The 16,507-nt window shown below is 68.7% G+C and carries 14 protein-coding genes and 1 other RNA gene; 14 read left to right on the forward strand and 1 reads right to left on the reverse strand.

Going from position 1 to position 16,507, the window contains the following annotated elements:
• Positions 1-23: 23 nt before the first annotated feature.
• Positions 24-605, reverse strand: coding sequence for a GNAT family N-acetyltransferase (locus PWS46_RS09060; RefSeq protein WP_434614003.1), 582 nt, complete (start codon positions 603-605; stop codon positions 24-26).
• 284 nt (positions 606-889) lie between these two features.
• Between PWS46_RS09060 and PWS46_RS09065 the strand changes: the two genes are divergently transcribed.
• From PWS46_RS09065 to mraY, 14 genes are all read left to right on the forward strand, one after another.
• Complete coding sequence (locus tag PWS46_RS09065) at positions 890-1,672, forward strand: TerB family tellurite resistance protein (RefSeq protein WP_434614006.1); 783 nt, start codon at positions 890-892, stop codon at positions 1,670-1,672.
• A gap of 130 nt (positions 1,673-1,802) precedes the next feature.
• The gene (locus PWS46_RS09070) at positions 1,803-2,927 is read left to right on the forward strand and encodes a hypothetical protein (RefSeq protein WP_434614009.1); all 1,125 of its coding nucleotides are present in this window, start codon (positions 1,803-1,805) and stop codon (positions 2,925-2,927) included.
• A gap of 117 nt (positions 2,928-3,044) precedes the next feature.
• A complete protein-coding gene (locus PWS46_RS09075; RefSeq protein ID WP_434614012.1) occupies positions 3,045-4,877 on the forward strand; it encodes an ATP-binding cassette domain-containing protein in 1,833 nt (610 codons plus the stop codon).
• Positions 4,874-5,752, forward strand: a complete 879-nt coding sequence (locus tag PWS46_RS09080; protein ID WP_434614015.1) for a DMT family transporter — start codon at positions 4,874-4,876, stop codon at positions 5,750-5,752. The genes PWS46_RS09075 and PWS46_RS09080 overlap by 4 nt, the downstream gene beginning before the upstream one ends.
• Before the next feature lie 26 nt (positions 5,753-5,778).
• Positions 5,779-6,471, forward strand: a complete 693-nt coding sequence (locus tag PWS46_RS09085; protein ID WP_434614018.1) for an N-acetylmuramoyl-L-alanine amidase — start codon at positions 5,779-5,781, stop codon at positions 6,469-6,471.
• Positions 6,472-6,540: 69 nt separating this feature from the next.
• Complete coding sequence (locus PWS46_RS09090) at positions 6,541-7,137, forward strand: Uma2 family endonuclease (protein ID WP_434614021.1); 597 nt, start codon at positions 6,541-6,543, stop codon at positions 7,135-7,137.
• 72 nt (positions 7,138-7,209) lie between these two features.
• An RNA gene (gene rnpB / locus PWS46_RS09095) (RNase P RNA component class A) lies at positions 7,210-7,611 on the forward strand.
• A 780-nt stretch (positions 7,612-8,391) separates the two neighbouring features.
• Positions 8,392-8,838 (forward strand): division/cell wall cluster transcriptional repressor MraZ, encoded by a 447-nt coding sequence (locus tag PWS46_RS09100; protein WP_014248340.1) that lies wholly within the window; start codon positions 8,392-8,394, stop codon positions 8,836-8,838.
• The gene (rsmH, locus tag PWS46_RS09105) at positions 8,838-9,812 is read left to right on the forward strand and encodes a 16S rRNA (cytosine(1402)-N(4))-methyltransferase RsmH (RefSeq protein WP_434614025.1); all 975 of its coding nucleotides are present in this window, start codon (positions 8,838-8,840) and stop codon (positions 9,810-9,812) included. The genes PWS46_RS09100 and rsmH overlap by 1 nt, the downstream gene beginning before the upstream one ends.
• Positions 9,809-10,597 (forward strand): cell division protein FtsL, encoded by a 789-nt coding sequence (ftsL, locus tag PWS46_RS09110; protein WP_434614028.1) that lies wholly within the window; start codon positions 9,809-9,811, stop codon positions 10,595-10,597. The genes rsmH and ftsL overlap by 4 nt, the downstream gene beginning before the upstream one ends.
• Positions 10,594-12,465 (forward strand): peptidoglycan D,D-transpeptidase FtsI family protein, encoded by a 1,872-nt coding sequence (locus PWS46_RS09115; protein ID WP_434614031.1) that lies wholly within the window; start codon positions 10,594-10,596, stop codon positions 12,463-12,465. Before ftsL ends, PWS46_RS09115 begins: the two co-directional genes overlap by 4 nt.
• Positions 12,431-13,906 (forward strand): UDP-N-acetylmuramoyl-L-alanyl-D-glutamate--2,6-diaminopimelate ligase, encoded by a 1,476-nt coding sequence (locus PWS46_RS09120; protein WP_434614034.1) that lies wholly within the window; start codon positions 12,431-12,433, stop codon positions 13,904-13,906. The genes PWS46_RS09115 and PWS46_RS09120 overlap by 35 nt, the downstream gene beginning before the upstream one ends.
• Complete coding sequence (locus tag PWS46_RS09125; RefSeq protein WP_434614037.1) at positions 13,903-15,411, forward strand: UDP-N-acetylmuramoylalanyl-D-glutamyl-2,6-diaminopimelate--D-alanyl-D-alanine ligase; 1,509 nt, start codon at positions 13,903-13,905, stop codon at positions 15,409-15,411. Before PWS46_RS09120 ends, PWS46_RS09125 begins: the two co-directional genes overlap by 4 nt.
• A gap of 9 nt (positions 15,412-15,420) precedes the next feature.
• A complete protein-coding gene (gene mraY / locus PWS46_RS09130; RefSeq protein ID WP_109073941.1) occupies positions 15,421-16,506 on the forward strand; it encodes a phospho-N-acetylmuramoyl-pentapeptide-transferase in 1,086 nt (361 codons plus the stop codon).
• The last annotated feature ends 1 nt before the right edge of the window (position 16,507 follow it).

Below are 16,507 nucleotides of genomic sequence, written 5' to 3' on the forward strand. Positions count from 1 at the left end.
TCACCGACGAAGAACCCCGCCGTTCAGGCTGCCAGCCGCTGCGGCGACGGGGTGGGCAGGCGGCCAAGGATGGCGTTGCCGGACAAAATGCTGTTGAAGGCGCCGGTCCCATCCTCCAACGCCTCCAGGGCAAGGGAGAACTGGTTGGGCGGCGGCAGCTCGAAGCGCGAGGTGATCTCGCCGCTGTCCAGCGCCAACCGGCCACCGAAACGGCGGGCCAGGGCGCGCATGCGGACATTCTCCGACAGGCACATCATGTGGACATGGCGGATGCCACGGTTGCGGGCGACGGTCAGGATGCGGCGGACCAGCGTGCTGCCGACCCCCTTGCCCTGCAGCACCGACTCGACGCTGATGCCGAACTCCGCCTGTTGCGGCCAGAGGATGCGGTCGCCGCACAGTTCCACGGCACCGCGCAGCACGCCGTTCTCGAACGCGCCGAGAACGACCGTCCGGCCCCAGTCGATGGCCGCGCAATGCCGCTCCACCGCCTCGTCCGACAGAGTGCCGGTGAAGCGGGCATAACGGTCGGCCCGGTCGAGGCGGAGAAGATGCGCCCGGTACTGGGGCAGTTCGGTCGGCAGGATCTTGCGGATGACAGGCATGGCTCTGCTCACGGTTCTCGAAATCCGAAAACGCATTCGCGCAGAACGTTTTTCCCCAGGCTCCGGCGCCGCCACCGGCGGGCACCGACATTGTCAGGCCGGCGCTCTCTGCGGCGCCCTTTGTTGCATTGCAACATGGCGTGGTCGCCGGGAATCGCAAGCGCTTATTAGAACTTCGCAATGCGAACAATGCTGGCATGTTGCCGGTGCGCCACAGTTGGCCCGCCCTCGCTCGGCCGCTATGCTGCCCCCGGTTGGGGAGCCTGCGGACTTAAGGGCGTAGCATGAGCATTTGGGGCAAGATCCTGGGCGGCGCGGCCGGCCTGTTCACCGGCGGACCGATCGGCGCCCTGCTGGGCGGTCTGGCCGGGCATGCGGTCGATTTGTGGTCGCCCTGCGGTCCGGACGACCAACCGCGCCGGGGCATGAGCGACGCCGATGCCGAAGCGGCCAAGCAGACCGTCGCCTTCACCATCGGCGTGATCGCGCTGGCCGCCAAGATGGCGCGGGCCGACGGCGTGGTGAAGCGGGTGGAGGTCGACACCTTCAAGCGGCTGTTCCGCGTCCCGCCGGAGGAGTTGGACAATGTCGGCCGCGTCTTCGACCTCGCCCGCCGCGATACCCGCGGGTTCGAGGAGTATGCCCGCCAGATCGCCAAGCTGTTCGAGGACAGGCACGCGGTGCTGGAGGAACTGCTCGACAGCCTGCTGATGATCGCCGAAGCCGACGACGAGTTGCACGAGACGGAGGTGGAGTATCTGCATGCCGTCGCCGCGATCTTCGGCTTCGACGAGGCCGACTTCCGCCGCATCCTCGCCGGCCACCATCTGGCCGGCAGACCGGCCGAATCGGACCCCTACGCCGTGCTGGGGGTGTCGCGTCTGGCCGAGGACGACGCGGTGAAAGCCGCCCACCGGGCGCTGGTGCGCGAACACCACCCGGACCGGCTGATCGCTCAGGGCATGCCGCAGGAATTCATCGACCTCGCCACCCAGAAACTCGCGCTGATCAATGCCGCCTACGACCGCATTCGCCGGGAGCGGGAGGGGACCGCCGCGCTGTCGTGAGATGTCGCTAGTCCCCGCAGGTTTTGATGATTTGAGATTGCTTTGCCATAGGCTTTGTCCCGTTTTCTGACATATCGTTCCCAAGGGGGCGGGCGATCGGTTGCCCGCGCGCTTTGGGGGCGACATGACGATGCGACGCACGATCATCCGGACGATCTTCGCCGCGGTGTTGGGAACGACGATCGCGGCGGGCGGCGCCGCGCAGGCGCAGATGCCGACATCAGCCACCGACACGACGGTTGTGCTGGGACAGCCGCTGACGCTGAACCTGGGGGTGCCGCCGGCCGGCACCGACTGCGCCACGCAGGCCGCGACGCTGAACGCGCAGGCCCTGGTTCTGGTCGCCAATGGCCAGACCATCCCCGGCGCCCGCGCCAGCTTCGGCTGCTCGACCAAGGGCGAACTGGTGGGCACCGCCTCCACCTCCATCTCCGGCAACGGCGATGACGCGGCACAGCGGCGGACGGCGTGGCAGACCGCCTTCAGCGGCTTCTTCAGCCTTGCCGGCGCCAAGATCCTGCCGGTCGCCTTCGGCCCGGCCACCGGCGGCATGGCCACCGCACCGAAGATGGTCTCCATCCAGGGCGCCAGCGACCGCGACCTGGGGCTGGCCGCCGTGTGGTTCGCGCTGGTGGCGTCCCTGTTCCTGGCCGCCTTCTTCCGCCATTTCGGCCGCACCGACGCCATCACCCCCATCGCCGGCGTGCCGATGCCGGCCAATTACCGGGCGCCCTACAGCCTTGCCCGATTCCAGCTGTTGTGGTGGAGCGGGATCGTCACCGCCTCCTACGTCGCCATCCTGACCATCACCGGGTCGATGGACACCATCACCACGGGCACCATGGCGCTGATGGGGATCGTCGGCGGCACCTCCGTCCTGGCCGCCTTCCAGGACCGCCGGCCGAGCGACGACGACACCCGGCGCCATCAGCATGCCGCCGCCTACCTCGCCGCCGCGGCGGTCACCCCGCCCGACCAAACCGCCATGGCCGCCAGCCTGGCCGAGGTCTATCCGCCCTCCCAAGGGCTGATCCCCGACCTGCTGAGCGACGCCGCCGGATACAACATCCACCGGCTGCAGCTGCTCGCCTGGACCGGCGTGCTCGGCATCACCTTCCTCTACGAGGTCACCCGCACGCTGGGCATGCCGGAGCTGTCGGCCAACCTGCTGGCCCTGACCGGCATCAGCAACGGCACCTATTTCGGCTTCAAGATGCAGGAACAGCAGGTGCCGACGCCGACCGGGACCGCGTGACCGGCCGGCGGGCGCGGAAGGCGCAACCCGCCCAACCGTTTTTCCGGGTCGCGGCGGAGGGGGATGGCACGCTATAACCCATCCCCTCCCCTCGATTTTCCGGCGCACGAACGGTCCATGGCTCCTCCCGCACCCATCACGGCGCTCCAGGGCGTCACCGTCACCTTCGGCGGCCGTCCGCTGTTCGACGGCATCGACCTGTCCATCGGCCGCGGGGACCGCGCCTGTCTGGTCGGGCGCAACGGGTCGGGCAAGTCGACGCTGATGAAGGTGCTGGCCGGGATGATCCACCCCGACGGCGGCACCGTCTTCGTCCAGCCGGGCGCCCGTCTCGCCTATCTGCCGCAGGAACCGGACTTCACCGGCTGCGCCACCGTCCACGATTATGTCGTGCAGGGCCTTCCCGCCGACGAGCAGGACGAGGCGCACCGGGTCGATGCGGTTCTGGACAGGCTGCAGGTGGACGGCGGGCTCGATCCCCGCACCCTGTCCGGCGGCGAATCGCGCCGCACCGCGCTGGCCCGCACGCTGGTCGGCAACCCCGACGTCATGCTGCTGGACGAGCCGACCAACCATCTCGACCTCCCCACCATCGAGTGGCTGGAGGAGGAGTTGCTGTCCTTCCGCGGCGGGCTGCTGCTGATCAGCCACGACCGCGCCTTCCTCAACCGGCTGGCGAAGCGGACGCTTTGGCTCGACCGCGGAACGGTGCGCGCCACCGACCGCGGCTTCGCCGAGTTCGAGACCTGGCAGGCCGAGGTGTTCGAGGCGGAGGAGGCCGCGGCCCACAAGCTGGACCGCAAGATCGAAAGCGAGATGAAGTGGCTGCGCGAGGGCATCTCCGCCCGGCGCACCCGCAACATGGGACGCGTCCGCAACCTGCTGGACCTTCGCGCCGGGCGCGCCGAGCAGATCAAGGGCGGCCAGCAGGCCAAGCTCGCCATCGCCGAGGCCGAGCGCGGCGGCCGGCTGGTGATCGAGGCGACCGGCATCTCCAAGGGCTTCGACACGCCCGAGGGGCGCAAGACCATCGTCAAGAACTTCTCCACCCGCATCCTGCGCGGCGACCGGGTGGGACTGATCGGGCCGAATGGCGCCGGCAAATCCACCCTGCTGAAGATGCTGACCGGCCAGTTGGAGCCCGATGAGGGCACGGTGAAGCTGGGCACCAGCCTCGACACCGCCTATTTCGACCAGCGGCGCGAAGGGCTGGACCCGGAGGACACCATCCGCAAGGTGCTGTGCCCCTTCGGCGGCGACGCGGTGATGGTCAACGGCGTGTCGCGCCACGTCGCCGGCTATATCAAGGACTTCCTGTTCGACACCCGGCAGCTGGACAGCCCGGTGAAGGCGCTGTCGGGCGGCGAGCGCAACCGGCTGCTGCTGGCCCGGCTGTTCGCCAAGCCCAGCAACATGATGATCCTCGACGAGCCGACCAACGACCTCGACATGGATACGCTGGACCTGCTGGAGGACGTGCTGGGCGACTATCAGGGAACGCTGCTGCTGGTCAGCCACGACCGCGACTTCCTCGACCGGCTGGTGACCGCCACCATCGCGCTGGAGGGCGACGGCACCGCCACCGAATATGCCGGCGGCTATTCCGACTATCTGGTACAGCGCCCGGCCAAGGCGGCGCCCGCCGCTGCCGCTGCCAAACCGAAGCCGGCCGCCACCGCCCCGGCCGCCGCGGCCAAGCCGCGCGGCAAGTTGAGCTACAAGGACCAGCGCGAACTGGACGAGCTGCCGGCCCGCATGGACGGGCTGGGGACCGAGATCGCCAAGCTGGAAAAGGCACTGGCCGACCCCGACCTGTTCACCCGCGACCCCGCCAAGTTCCAGAAGACCAGCGAGCAGTTGCACGCCAAGCAGGCGGCGCTCGCCACGGCGGAGGAGCGCTGGCTGGAGTTGGAGGCGATGCGCGAGGAACTGGAAGGCGGCCGGGCATGAGTTTCGCCCACACCCTTCAGGCGCTGGTGGTGATGGCGCTGTGGGGGCTGAATTTCGTCGTGGCGAAATGGGCGCTGGCCGAATTCCCGCCGCTGTTCGTGATGTTCCTGCGCTTCGCCCTGGTGGCGGTGCTGATCATCCCGTTCTTCCGCGTGCCGCGTGACAAGCTGTGGAAGATCGCGCTGTTGTCGGTGACGCTGGGCAGCATCCATTTCCCGATGATGTTCACAGGGCTGCAGGGGATCGACGCCGCCACCGCCTCGCTGGCGGCGCAGGCGCAGGTGCCCTTCTCCTCCCTGCTGGCGGCGCTGGTGTTCAAGGACAAGCTGGGCTGGCGCCGCGGCATCGGCATGGCCGCCGCCTTCGCCGGCGTGGCGGTGATCGCGGGCGAGCCGCGGCTGGGCGAGTCGCTCTATTCGCTGCTGCTGATCCTGGCGGCCAGCTTCGCCTTCGCGGTTGCCAGCGTGCAGATGAAGCTGATCGGGTCGGTGAACGGCTTCGCCGTCAACGGCTGGATGGCGCTGTTCGCCATGCCGCAGCTGCTGGGCCTGTCGCTGCTGCTGGAGCATGGGCAGATGGAGGCGCTGGCCAATTCCACCTGGGTGGGCTGGGCGTCGATCGTCTACATGGCGGTCGCGGTCACCATCGTCGCCTATGGGCTGTGGTATCCGCTGCTTGGGCGCTATGACGTGAACCAGACCATGCCCTATCTGCTGACGGTGCCGGTCTTCGGCGTCGCCAGCGGCGCATTCCTGATGGGCGATCCGCTGACGGTGAACCTCGCCATCGGCGGCTTGCTGACCATCGGCGGAGTCGCGGTGATCGTGAAGCGGCGCCCGCGCACCGTCAGCGAGACCGTCACCAATCCGACCTGACCGGCCCGACCTGATAAGATGCCGACATGAGCGCCTTCCGCCGGATCGACCGCCCCTCCCCCAACCACGGCCCACGGGCCGATGGTTCGCGGGTGGAGCTGCTGATTCTGCACTATACCGGCATGCCCACCGCCGCCCATGCGCTGGACCGGCTGTGCGACCCGGCAGCCCAGGTCAGCGCTCATTACACCGTGGACGAGGACGGCACCGTCTACGCCCATGTGCCGGAGGACCGGCGCGCCTGGCATGCCGGCCGGTCGAGCTGGCGCGGCACCGGCGATGTCAACAGCCGCTCCATCGGCGTCGAGATCGTGAATCCGGGCCATGAGTTCGGCTATCGGCCCTTTCCGCCGGTGCAGATGGCGGCGGTAACGGAGCTGTGCCATGGCATCGTGAAACGCCACGGGATCGCCCCCGCCGACGTGCTGGGCCACAGCGACGTGGCGCCGACCCGCAAGGAGGATCCGGGCGAGCTGTTCGACTGGCCGGACCTCGCCGCCCAGGGACTCGGGATTTGGCCCACGCCATCCCAGGCCGACGACAGCCCCTTCACCGATGCGGAGGTCGCCGCCCTGCTGGGACGCTATGGGTACGACCCGGCCGAACCGCGGGCTCTGCTGGCCTTTCAGCGCCACTTCCACCCCGAATGCCTGACCGGCGCCCCCGATCCTGAGACGGTGCGGCGTCTGCGCGCGCTGCTGCGGCTGACCGGACGGTGATGACGTCTCGCCGAAGCGGGGCCGATCCCTTATATTAGGCACTCCGACCCAGCTGAGCGGGAGAGCGGCATGTCGTCCCTGGCCTATAAGCGGATGAGCGTCGACGAGTTCCTGTCGTGGGACGATGGGACGCAGACCCGGTACGAGCTGATCGACGGCGTGCCGGTGGCGATGGCGCCCAGCTATGGCGCCCACCAGATCGTTGCCGGGAACATTGCCCTGGAAATCGGCAGCACTCTGCGCAAGCGCCCGCCCTGCCACGTCCGGTCCGAGGCCGGCATCCTGAAGCCCAACAGCTTCCGCAACTTCTTCCAGGCGGACCTTGCCGTCACCTGCACGCCGCACCGCCATGGGCAGTACCATACGCCCGACCCGCTGGTGATCGTGGAGATCCTGTCGCGCTCCACCGAGGACCATGACCGCAGGGTGAAGCTGCCGGTGTACCGCTCCATCCCCTCGGTACAGGAAATCCTGCTGGTGCAGAGCGAGTTCCTGTTCGTCGAGGTGCACCGCCGGCTGGACGACAGCCGCTGGCAATGCGACCTGCTGGTCGAGCCCGACGACGTCCTGCGTCTGGACAGCGTCGGCGTCGAGGTGCCGGTATCGGCGCTCTATGCCAATGTGGAACTGGGGCCGGACCCGTCGGACGTCGAACAGGCTCCCTGATCGGGCACCCTTGATCTGGGCCCGCCATTTGGGATTTGCCCCCACGGCCGCTTCCCTATATGAACGACCGCGCCAGATGGCCGGATGGCCGCCTTCGGTTTCGACCGGGGGAGGAAAGTCCGGGCTCCACGGAAACACGGTGCCGGCTAACGGCCGGCGGGGGCGACCCTAGGGAAAGTGCCACAGAAAGCAAACCGCCGGCGTTTCGACGCAGGTAAGGGTGAAAGGGTGCGGTAAGAGCGCACCGCGGACCCGGCAACGGGGACGGCACGGTAAACCCCACCGGGAGCAAGACCGAATAGGAGCGGCCCGACCACCGTCCCCGCAACGGGACGGGCGTGGGTCAAGCGCGTTTCCGCGCCGCCGCTCGGGTTGGTCGCGCGAGGCGTCCGGGCAACCGGCGTCCCAGACGAATGGCCATCGCCTGCCCCTCGGGGCGGGATACAGAACCCGGCTTACAGGCCATCTGGCGCTTTTCCCATACCCTTTGCCCAGTTCATCCCAATCCGGATCCCCCGGCTGGGCGCATGATCCCATGCTGCCCCATGGTGGCACCCTTTTGCCCCCGCCCCGCCCGATCGGATGGTTCGGCCTGGGACGGCATGGGCACCGGCATGGGCGACTGCCCGCGTCATCCACAGGGCAGACGCCCCTTCTCCCCACGCCGCCCCCGCGCTTCTCCGGGCTTTTCCGCGGCCATCCCCAGGATGTGCACGGTCCCATCCACATTTTCCCCAGACTAATCCACAGCCGGTGGATAACTGTGGGGCGATTTCCCATGCCGTCCCATGCCTGACCGGGTTTTCCCACCCAAGGTCCTATGCCGTCCGAGGGGGTCGATTCGACCGTGTGACAAACCATGTGAGCACGATATTTTATTAAAATTTTGGAACGTTCGAAGAACTTGTGTGGATAACTTTATCCACATCGCGGGAGTCCAGCGGAATACTGCGAAGATTCTGAGATTTCGTACACCAACTTGCTCGGATGCCACAGCCTGACCCAAAAGTCTTGACACCCCCGTCTGAATACTCGGGGGGCCGTTGACGCCCATGCCGTCCCATGCTATCCCAAGAATGCCCATTTAAGGGGGGCTCTTACCCATTTTGGTTAACACCGGGGGCGGGGGCTGAATGGGCCAAGCGGGGCTAGCGCGGGGCACCCGACCGCGCATGGGGGATAGCAGGGGGGACCACCGGGCCGATGGCCGTTTTCCTGTCCACATACGTCAATAAAGTTGACAGGAAAGGGCGTGTGTCCATCCCGGCACAGTTCAGGCAGTCGCTTGCCAAGACGTCGGCTCCCAGCACCGTCTACCTCTGGCCTTCGCTGAACCACCAGGCGCTGGAAGGCGCCGACCAGGACTATCTCGACGTCCTCTCCGAGAGCCTCGAATCCCCTGACCTCGATGCCGACGAGCGCGACATGATCGAGACCTTCATCTTCGGAAAGCTGATCCCCGTTTCCTCCGACGCCGAAGGCCGCATCGTCCTGCCCAAGGAACTGGCGGAGTTCGCCGGCATCACCGAGGAGGCCGCCTTCATCGGCCGCCGCAAGACCTTCCAGATTTGGGAACCCGACGCGCTGAAGGCCCACGAGGCCGCGCTTCGCGAGCAGGTCGTGCGCAAGGACATCTCGCTGAGCCAGATCGTCGCCAAGGCCTCCCGCGGCGCCGCCAGCCGGAGCGGGGAGGGCGCCTGATGACCGACACCCGCATCCATATTCCCGTCCTGCTGGACGAGGTGATCGCCGCGCTGTCCCCGCGCGACGGCGCTCTCTACGTCGACGGCACCTTCGGCGCCGGCGGCTACAGCCGCGCCCTGCTGCGGTCGGCCTCCTGCCGCGTGATCGGCATCGACCGCGACCCCGCGGCGATCGAGCGTGGCCGCGCCCTGGCGCAGGAATTCCCCGGCCGGCTCGAGGTGATCGAGGGCCGATTCGGCGATATGGACACGCTGCTGGCGGACCATGGCATCGAGAAGGTCGACGGCGTGGCGCTCGACGTCGGCGTCTCCTCTCCCCAGATCGACGAGCCGGAGCGCGGCTTCTCCTTCCGCTTCGACGGCCCGCTCGACATGCGGATGGGACGGGATGGGCCGACCGCCGCCGACGTGGTCAACAGCGCCGACGAGGCGGAGTTGGCCGACATCATCTATCGCCTGGGCGAGGAACGGATGTCGCGCCGCGTCGCCCGCGCCATCGTCGCCGCCCGCCGCGAGGCGCCGATCGAACGCACGGCGCGGCTGGCCGACATCATCCGTTCGGTGGTGCCGAAGGGGAAGGGCGACGGGATCGACCCGGCCACCCGCACCTTCCAGGCCCTGCGCATCCATGTGAACGACGAACTGGGCGAGTTGCGGCGCGGCCTGTCCGCCGCCGAGTCGCTGCTGGCGCCCGGCGGGCGTCTGGCCGTCGTCTCCTTCCATTCGCTGGAGGACCGCGAGGTCAAGGCGTTCCTGCGGGAACGCTCCTCGCCGCCGCCCTCCCCGTCCCGCCATACGCCCGTGACCGCGGTCGCGGCGCATCACCCATCCTTCCGCCTGCTCTCCCGGAAACCCGTGGACCCGAGCGAGGCCGAAGCCCGCAACAACCCCCGCGCCCGGTCCGCCCGGCTGCGCGCGGCTGAACGTACCGAGGCGCCCGCGTTCCCGGCGCCCGGCAAGGAGGCAGCATGAAAGGCAAGACCTGGCTGTTCTGGGGCGGCCTGATCGCGGCCGCCGGTGGCGTGCTGTTCCAGACCAGCTACGACGTCCAGGATCTTGAGGAGAAGCTCGCCGGGCTGAACCGCAAGATCATCCAGGAGCAGGAGTCCATCCAGGTCCTGAAGGCCGAGTGGAGCTACCTGAACGACCCCACCAAGCTGGAACAGATGGCGCAGGCCTATCTGGCGCTGCAGCCGACCGAGCCGCGCCAGTACATGGCGATGGACATGATCCCGATGCGTCCGGGCGACGCCGTCCAACCGCCGTCGCAGACCAACCCTGCCCCGCTGCCGCCGATGGTGCGCGCGCCCGGCACCGGCGCCCCGCAGGTCGCCGCCGCCCGCATCCCCGCCGCTCCCAACAACAGCGGCTCCGCCGGAATCGTTCCGGTCAGCCTGCCGGCCGGTGCAGCCTTGGTAAAGCCGCTGCCGATGGACAAGGCGCTGGAACGCGCGCCGGTCGTCGTACCCGCCTCCCTGCCCTCGTCCGGCAGTCTGGCCGATCCGTCGCGCGCCGCCCGGATCAAGCCCTCCGCCCTGGTGCCCGGCTCCGCCCGCGCCCCGGCGGAGAAGGCGCCCGACCGCGCCGCCGGCAAGCTGGCGCCCAACGCGCCGACCGCGCGCCCGACCGAACTGGCGGCCCGCCCGACCCCGCCGGCACCGGCTCCCAAGGCGGCTGCCGCGGCCCAGCAGCCCTACCAGCCCAAGCCGACCGACAGCCTCGGGCTGCTCGTTGCGCGCCTGGGGGCCAATCGATGAACGGTCACGACCACGGCGGCCCGGCCGGCTACGGCCAGCCGGGCGCCAGCACCGGCAGCACCTATGTGCCGCCGCCGGCGCCCTCGCCCTTTCCGCCGTCACCCCAGCAGCAGTCCGCCAAGCCGCGGACCTCGCTGGCGGTTGCGCTGGAACAGAGCCGTTACCGCCTGATGGTGACGGCTGCCGTGGTCACGACCGTCTTCACCGCGATCAGCGTCAAGCTGGCGATGGCCACCCTGTTCGCGGGCGGCGGCGAACCGCGCCAGCATGTGGCGCTGGAGGTGGACAACACCACCACCAACCGTGCCGACATCGTCGACCGCAACGGCAACCTGCTGGCGACCTCGCTGGTCACCCAGTCGCTCTACGCCGACCCCAAGCTGGTGTCGCGCCCGGAAGAGGCCGCGCAGAAGCTGGTCAGCGTCCTGCCGGAACTCGACTACAAGGATGTCCTGACCAAGCTTGTGGGCGACCGCCGCTTCGTCTGGCTGAAGCGCAACCTGACGCCGAAGCAGCAGGCCGCCGTCCACCGCCTCGGCATTCCCGGCATCGCCTTCGAACGGGAGGAGCGCCGCTTCTACCCCGCCGGCCCGCTGACCTCCCACGTCGTCGGCTTCACCGGCATCGACAACAACGGCCTTGCCGGCATGGAGCAGGGCTTCAACAAACGGCTGACCGAGGATCCGGGAACGCCGCTTCAGCTCTCCATCGACCTGCGGTTGCAGCATGTCCTGAAGAAGGAACTGGCCGCCACGGTGCAGGAGTTCAGCGCCATCGGTGCCGCCGGCATCGTCTTCGACGTGCGCAACGGCGAAGTTCTGGCGATGGTCTCCCTGCCCGACTTCGACCCGCAGGACCCGACCGGCCTGAACCCCGACACGCTGTTCAACCGGGCGACGCTCGGCGTGTACGAGATGGGCTCGACCTTCAAGATCTTCAACTCCGCGTTGGCCTTCGACAGCGGCAAGATTCGGGTGTCGGACATGTTCGACGCGGCCCACCCGATCAAGATCGGCCGCTTCACCATCAATGACTACCACAACCTGCACCGCGCCCTGACGGTGGCGGAAGTGTTCCAGCACTCCTCCAACCTCGGTTCCGTGCGCATGGTGCAGCAGGTGGGCGTGGCGGCGCAGAAGGCCTTCATGACCAAGATGGGCTTCACCAAGCCCACCGGTCTGGAACTGCCGGAAAGCGGCTGGCCGCTGGTGCCCAATCCGTGGCGCGAGGTCAACAGCTACACCATCTCCTTCGGCCACGGCATCTCGGTCAGCCCGATGCACACGGTGGCCGCCGCGGCGTCCGTCATCAACGGCGGCCTCTTCCACAAGCCGACGCTGCTGAGGCGCAAGCCGGGCGACGAGATCCCGACAGAGCAGGTGGTGTCGCGCTCGACCTCCGACATGATGCGGCGCATGTTCCGCTTCGTGGTCACCGAAGGCACCGGCAAGTCGGCGGAAGTCAAGGGTTATGTCGTCGGTGGAAAAACCGGCACCGCCGACAAGCAGAAGGGGCGGCATTACCAGAAGAACTCGCGCATGTCGTCGTTCCTGGGCGCCTTCCCGATGAATGATCCGCGCTACATCGTCTATGTGCTGGTGGACGAGCCCAAGGCCACGGCCAAGACCTACGGCTACGCCACCGGCGGCTGGGTCGCCGCCCCGGCGGTGGGCCGCATCGTCAAGCAGATCGGCCCGCTGCTGAACGTGCCGATGGTGGACGAGAACGCGCCGGAAATCCTGAATTCCACCTACCTGAACGCCGCCGGTTCCACCAACTGGCAGCAGTCCCTGCCCCCCGTCACCGCCCCACCCCCGTCGAAGGGAAGCACCGTTGCGTCTTTCCCAACTCAGACCAAACCGCGCTGACGCCACCGTCGGCGCCGCCGATCCCGACATCGCCGGGCTGACCGCCGACAGCCGCGCGGTCAGGCCCGGCTTTGTCTTTGCCGCCCTGCCCGGCGTGAAGGCCGACGGCCGCACCTTCATCGCCGACGCGATCGCCAAGGGCGCCGTCGCGGTGCTGGCGCCCGAGGGCACCGAGTTGCCGGCCGATTCCACCGCCGTCCTGCTGACCGATCCGCAGCCCCGCCTCGCCTTCGCGCGCATGGCCGCCGCCTTTCATGGCGGGCGCCAGCCGGAGACGGTGGTGGCGGTGACCGGCACCAACGGCAAGACCTCCACCGTCCAGTTCGCCGCCCAGATCTGGACGCGGCTCGGCCTGCCCGCCGGCAGCCTGGGCACGCTGGGCCTGCTCGGCCCCGGCCTGCACGGCTATGGCGGGATGACGACTCCGGACCCGGTGTCGCTGCACCGCGACCTCGCCGCCGCCAAGGACGCCGGCATCGACCATCTGGCGATGGAGGCGTCGAGTCACGGGCTGGAGCAGTTCCGGCTGGACGGCGTGGCGATCAAGGCCGCCGGCTTCACCAACCTGACGCTGGACCATCTGGACTATCACGGCACGATGGAGGCGTACCGCGACGCCAAGGCGATGCTGTTCGACCGGGTCCTGCCGCCGGGCGCCGTCGCGGTACTGAATGCCGACTCTCCGGAATTTCAACATTTTGCCACCATTTGTAACCACCGTGGACACCGCGTCCTGTCCTATGGTCTCGCCGGTGCCGAGCTTCGGGTGACCGGGGTGGAGCCGCTGGCCGATGGTCAGCGCCTCGCCCTGTCCGTGCTCGGCCGCGACGTGACGGTGGACCTGCCGCTGGCGGGTCGCTTCCAGGCCTGGAACGTGCTCTGCGCGCTGGGCTTGGTCATCGGATCCGGCTTTGAGGCCGAGCGGGCGCTCGCCGCCCTTCCCTCGCTGGAAGGCGTGCCGGGCCGGCTGCAGCATGTCGCGACCCACCCCAACGGGGCGACGGTCTATGTCGATTACGCCCACACGCCCGACGCGCTGGAAACGGTGCTGCGGGCGCTGAAGCCGCATGCCGCGCGCCATCTGGTGACGGTGTTCGGCTGCGGCGGCGACCGCGACCGCAGCAAGCGGCCGGTGATGGGGGCGCTGGCGGCCAAGCTGGCCGACCGCGCCATCGTCACCGACGACAACCCGCGCACCGAAGACCCCGCTTTCGTGCGGAGTCAGGTGCTGGCCGGCGCCACCGGGGAACTGGCCGGCCGCCTGGAGGAGATCGGCGACCGGGCCGAGGCGATCCGCACCGCGGTGCGGCAGCTTCAACCCGGCGACGTGCTGGTCATCGCCGGCAAGGGTCATGAACAGGGACAAACGATCGGCACCGAGGTGCGTCCGTTCGACGATGCGGACGAGGCCCGGAAAGCCGTAGCGGAGATTGGAGCATGAGCGGCGAGATGACGGACAAGACGGTCCTCTGGACTGCGGAGGACGCGGCGGCCGCCACCGGCGGGCGTCTGGCCGGCCCGTCCGCCTGGACCGCCACCGGCGTCACCATCGACAGCCGCAAGGTGGCGCCGGGCGACCTGTTCGTCGCCATCCGCGGGCCGAATTTCGACGGGCACGCCTTCGTCGGCGCCGCCCTGGCGGCCGGGGCCGCCGCGGCGCTGGTCGACCATCTGCCGGACGGGCTGCCCGCCGACGCGCCGCTGCTGATCGTCCCTGTCGACACGCTGGAAGCCATGGCGGCGCTGGGCAAGGTCGCGCGGGCGCGATGCGGCGCGCGCTTCGTCGGCGTCACCGGCTCGGTCGGCAAGACCGGCACCAAGGAGACGCTGCGCCACGTCCTGTCGGCGCAAGGAGCGACCTATGCCACCGAAGGCAGCCTGAACAACCATTGGGGCGTGCCGCTGTCGCTCGCCCGCCTGCCCGCCGACTGCGCCTATGGCGTGTTCGAGCTGGGGATGAACCACGCCGGCGAACTCGGCCCCCTGTCGCGGCAGGTCAAGCCGCATGTCGCCATCATCACCACGGTCGAGGCGGCGCATCTGGAATTCTTCTCCGGCGTCGAGGCCATCGCCGACGCCAAGGCCGAGATCTTCGAGGGGCTGGACGCGGACGGCGTCGCCGTGCTGAACCGCGACAACGGGCAATATGCCCGGCTGGCCGCCGCCGCGCGCCGCCACGGCCTGACCAAAATCTGGAGCTTCGGCGCCCATGAGGAGGCCGACGCCCGGCTGGTCGACTGCTCGCTGCACGCCACCTGCAGTGCGGTGACGGCGGTCATCCGCGGCGAGCGGCTGCAATACTGCCTGTCGCTGCCGGGCAAGCATTGGGTGATGAACAGCCTCGCGGTGCTGCTGGCGGTGAAGGCGCTGGGCGCCGATGTCGCCGCCGCCGCGCGGTCGCTGTCCAGCCTGCAGCCGGTCAAGGGCCGCGGCACCCGCAAGCGCATCCAGCTGCCGCAGGGCGCCTTCACCCTGATCGACGAGAGCTACAACGCCAGTCCGGCCGCCATGACGGCGACGCTGGAGGTGCTGGGCAAGATCGACCCCGGCGCCGGCGGCCGGCGCATCGCCGTGCTGGGCGACATGCGCGAGCTTGGCGACCGCGCCGACGCGCTGCACATCGCGCTGGCCGAGCCGCTGCGCGCCGCGCAGGTGGACGCCGTCTATGCCTGCGGACCGCACATGAAGGCGCTGTTCGACCGCCTGCCGGCGGCGATGCGCGGCGCCTGGACCGAGACCAGCGTGGAGCTTGCCCCCATCGTGACCGGGACCGTGAAGGGCGGCGACGTCATCATGGTCAAGGGGTCCTTGGGCAGTCGTACAGGTCTGATCGTCGATGCGCTCGCGGCACTCGACAGCGGGCGCGAAAGCGAGGACAAAGCCGCCTCCCGAACCACCAACCAGCCACAGGCGGCGGCGCAGTCCGCGCAGGCGCCGCGAGGCTGACGGACCCAAATGCTCTACAACCTCCTCTTCGGTCTGGCCGACGTCTTCACGCCGTTCAACCTGTTCCGGTATCTCACCTTCCGGACCGGCGGCGCCGTGCTGACGTCGCTGGTCATGAGCTTCGTGTTCTTTCCGCGCCTGATCGCCTGGCTGAAGCGCAAGCAGGGCGAAGGCCAGCCCATCCGCGCCGACGGCCCGGAGACCCATTTCAAGAAGAAGGGCACGCCCACCATGGGCGGCCTGATGATCCTGATCGCGATGACGGTCAGCACCCTGCTGTGGGCCGACCTGACCAACGCCTATATCTGGATCGTCCTGCTGGTGACCATCGGCTACGGCCTGATCGGCTTCGGCGACGATTACCTGAAGCTGACCAAGCGCAACACCAAGGGCCTGTCCGGCCGCTTCCGCCTGGGCTGGGAGATCACCATCGGGCTGGTCGCCTCGGCGCTGATCATGTGGGTGTCGGCCCCGCCGCTGTCGGGCGGCGTCGCTGTGCCCTTCGTCAAGGATTTCCTGATCCAGCTGTCCTGGTTCTTCGTCCCCTTCGGCGCCTTCATCATGGTCGGCGCGTCGAATTCGGTGAACCTGACCGACGGCCTGGACGGGCTGGCCATCGTGCCGACGATGATCGCGGCCGGCTGCTTCGCGCTGATCTCCTACCTGTCCGGCAATGCGATCTTCGCCAACTACCTCCAGATCCATCATGTGCCGGGGTCCGGCGAGCTGACGATCTTCTGCGGCGCGCTGATCGGCGCCGGCATCGGCTTCCTCTGGTACAACGCCCCGCCGGCGATGGTCTTCATGGGCGACACCGGGTCGCTGTCGCTGGGCGGCGCGCTGGGCGCGGTCAGCGTGGTGACCAAGCACGAGATCGTTCTCGCCATCATCGGCGGCCTGTTCGTGCTGGAAACGGTGTCGGTGATCGTGCAGGTCGCGTCCTTCAAGCTGACCGGCAAACGGGTGTTCCGCATGGCGCCGCTGCACCATCACTTCGAGAAAAAAGGCTGGGCCGAACCGACGGTGGTGATCCGCTTCTGGATCATCGCCTCGATCCTGGCGCTGGTCGGCCTGTCCACGCTGAAGCTGCGCTGAG

Source organism: Azospirillum sp. B2RO_4, assembly GCF_051124815.1.
Taxonomy (GTDB): domain Bacteria; phylum Pseudomonadota; class Alphaproteobacteria; order Azospirillales; family Azospirillaceae; genus Azospirillum.

Excerpts from the sequence above, each read along its gene's own strand:
- rsmH (WP_434614025.1), top strand. The coding sequence starts at position 8,838 with ATGACCGACACCCGCATCCATATTCCCGTCCTGCTGGACGAGGTGATC.
- PWS46_RS09065 (WP_434614006.1), top strand. The coding sequence starts at position 890 with ATGAGCATTTGGGGCAAGATCCTGGGCGGCGCGGCCGGCCTGTTCACC.
- PWS46_RS09115 (WP_434614031.1), top strand. The coding sequence starts at position 10,594 with ATGAACGGTCACGACCACGGCGGCCCGGCCGGCTACGGCCAGCCGGGC.
- ftsL (WP_434614028.1), top strand. The coding sequence starts at position 9,809 with ATGAAAGGCAAGACCTGGCTGTTCTGGGGCGGCCTGATCGCGGCCGCC.
- PWS46_RS09060 (WP_434614003.1), bottom strand. The coding sequence starts at position 605 with ATGCCTGTCATCCGCAAGATCCTGCCGACCGAACTGCCCCAGTACCGG.
- mraY (WP_109073941.1), top strand. The coding sequence starts at position 15,421 with ATGCTCTACAACCTCCTCTTCGGTCTGGCCGACGTCTTCACGCCGTTC.
- PWS46_RS09090 (WP_434614021.1), top strand. The coding sequence starts at position 6,541 with ATGTCGTCCCTGGCCTATAAGCGGATGAGCGTCGACGAGTTCCTGTCG.
- PWS46_RS09075 (WP_434614012.1), top strand. The coding sequence starts at position 3,045 with ATGGCTCCTCCCGCACCCATCACGGCGCTCCAGGGCGTCACCGTCACC.
- PWS46_RS09080 (WP_434614015.1), top strand. The coding sequence starts at position 4,874 with ATGAGTTTCGCCCACACCCTTCAGGCGCTGGTGGTGATGGCGCTGTGG.
- PWS46_RS09085 (WP_434614018.1), top strand. The coding sequence starts at position 5,779 with ATGAGCGCCTTCCGCCGGATCGACCGCCCCTCCCCCAACCACGGCCCA.
- PWS46_RS09070 (WP_434614009.1), top strand. The coding sequence starts at position 1,803 with ATGCGACGCACGATCATCCGGACGATCTTCGCCGCGGTGTTGGGAACG.
- PWS46_RS09125 (WP_434614037.1), top strand. The coding sequence starts at position 13,903 with ATGAGCGGCGAGATGACGGACAAGACGGTCCTCTGGACTGCGGAGGAC.